This window comes from uncultured Agitococcus sp. (assembly GCF_937920075.1).
Classification (GTDB): Bacteria; Pseudomonadota; Gammaproteobacteria; order Pseudomonadales; family Moraxellaceae; genus Agitococcus.
This window is the reverse complement of the sequence record NZ_CALETI010000421.1, coordinates 1-1,903: the sequence shown is the minus strand read 5'-3', so window position 1 is coordinate 1,903 and position 1,903 is coordinate 1. Positions and strand designations below refer to the sequence as shown.

At 36.4% G+C, this 1,903-nt stretch carries 3 protein-coding genes; all 3 read right to left on the bottom strand.

Annotated elements, in window-relative coordinates; genetic code table 11:
- Positions 1-125 precede the first annotated feature (125 nt).
- From cas2 to Q0212_RS14365, 3 genes are read right to left on the bottom strand one after another with little or no spacing between them, the layout of a single operon-like run.
- Entirely contained in the window at positions 126-434 is a 309-nt protein-coding gene (cas2, locus tag Q0212_RS14375) for a CRISPR-associated endonuclease Cas2 (RefSeq protein WP_297926743.1), read from the bottom strand.
- The gene (locus Q0212_RS14370; RefSeq protein ID WP_297926741.1) at positions 431-967 is read right to left on the bottom strand and encodes a hypothetical protein; all 537 of its coding nucleotides are present in this window, start codon (positions 965-967) and stop codon (positions 431-433) included. Before Q0212_RS14370 ends, cas2 begins: the two co-directional genes overlap by 4 nt.
- 36 nt (positions 968-1,003) lie before the next feature.
- Positions 1,004-1,780 carry a hypothetical protein gene (locus Q0212_RS14365; RefSeq protein ID WP_297926738.1) on the bottom strand — a complete coding sequence of 259 codons (777 nt, stop codon included), beginning with the start codon at positions 1,778-1,780 and terminating at the stop codon, positions 1,004-1,006.
- Positions 1,781-1,903: the final 123 nt, after the last annotated feature.

The following is a 1,903-nucleotide window of genomic DNA, read 5'->3' as shown; positions in this document are numbered from 1 at the left end:
CTGTCGTGTCACCGCCTTATATCCTCGGCCTAAAGGCACGAGGTTTTACGGCGAGGTTGATAAAAAATTTCACAATAGTAGCCTGTTTTGCAAAATCTAATAAAAAGATGTTGGCAGCTTAAGTTTTATGGCGATTTTTTTAGAATCGGCTGACCATGCGTAAAAACTTGCACCCCATCGGCCAATAAAGATGCGCCTAGTAACGCAATATCTTCAAAGCGACTAATCGCATATAGCCTAATATCATCCCTTGAATCATCAATAATGTTAGATAAACGATTTAATAATTGCGTTACATCAGCATTGCTCATTTCTAAGTAGAATACAGAATACTGTAAAGCTAAACCAACCTTTTTAACGCAATTGTGAACACGTTGTAAGCGTTTGGGATCACGAATGTCATAACATAATAATAAGGGGGTATGCTTGTTCATGTTGATTCTCCATTAGTTCTCAAAATATTAAAACCCTCTATTGGTAATTCAATCTGTAGTTTAATTTTTGTACTAGGTGATTCTAGCATGGTTAGATATGCCCACAAAAAAAGTCGTGTACATTGCGCATCTATCTTTACCGAAAGCGGTGTGTCAAAACGTTGGCTAACTAAAAATACGCTTTGTTGTGTGTTTATGTTAATAACATAATTTTTACAGTCGTCATAAAAACTATCCTTGGTTGTTTGATTAACAATATTCCATAGCTGTTTAATAACATTGGGGTTATGAGTGTGATTGTCTAAAGATAAATAAATGCTATTCAGGGCAACATTAATCATTTCAAGCATTGTTTGATCACAAAACGCATCAGCATAAACGGTAAAACCCACACCATAATGTTGTTGAGTAAAATAATCTTTATCGGCCACATAACTACCATTTGTAGGATTATGTTTATACATGGTGCGTTCGGAGTTGCCTTCTAAACAATCCACTTTTTGAGAAAATAAGTATTCAAAAATAATCTTCATGATCGCTGGTCTAATTAAATGTGGTGATGAGAAAAATTAACCATGTAATTGTTCTAAAGCATACTGTTCTAACATCTCTTGCAGTTGGCTGAGTATCAGCGTTATTTTCTCAGAAAGTGTATTATATTGATGGCTATAAAAATCGCGTTTTAACGTGTCATTAACTTCGGCAAAACGTTGTAGCCACTGCAAAATATCGCCTTGTATCCAGTATTCCATTAAATCATGTAAATCGTTAAATAGTCTGTTTCGCAAGCTTGTGCCAGCCGCTAAACCATAAGCCATTAATTGTTCACCCAATACAACCGTTAACATACGTTTACCTTGTTGATATAACTGGGTAAAAACACTGTCTAGCTGACGATGTTTAAGATAAACGACCAATTGTTGTTGTAAAAGCTGCTGACGTGTTTCTAAACTACCTTGGGTAATATGCAAATGTGCTAAAAGTGCATAATGCTGATTATGTAGCCAGTTTCGATAATCCTCTTGGCAAGCGTGTTCACAAAAACAATGTTCTAACCATACAGCTAATGGTTTGGTTTTGGGGCAGGGATGATAAAGCTGTGCGCATACTTGATTGCTGCTGTCAAAAAAAGTGACAGGTATATGCTGTTCAGCAATTTTAAGCAGGGTACAAAAGCCATCTTTAACTTGTCCTATATCGCCATAACACTCTACACGCAACAATCGACACAAAGGCACACGGCGTTCGCTGCTAAATTTAGGAATAATGCGTAAGCCATTATCTTGTAACCATAAGCGTTGTAAGGCAGCCGATTTTAACACTAAACTTTGATAGTCATTCATCATCGTTCTCCACGTTATCAATAGCCACAAAATAGGGTTTAAGTTGTTTTAACCATGAGCGAGCAATTTGTCGTAATATTTTGCGCCAGTGTTTAGCTTGATATTCATAAGTCGCATAAAAACAAG

Bases quoted from the DNA above. Each gene is read 5' to 3' on its own strand.
- cas2 (WP_297926743.1), bottom strand. From the start codon at position 434: ATGAACAAGCATACCCCCTTATTATTATGTTATGACATTCGTGATCCC.
- Q0212_RS14370 (WP_297926741.1), bottom strand. From the start codon at position 967: ATGAAGATTATTTTTGAATACTTATTTTCTCAAAAAGTGGATTGTTTA.
- Q0212_RS14365 (WP_297926738.1), bottom strand. From the start codon at position 1,780: ATGATGAATGACTATCAAAGTTTAGTGTTAAAATCGGCTGCCTTACAA.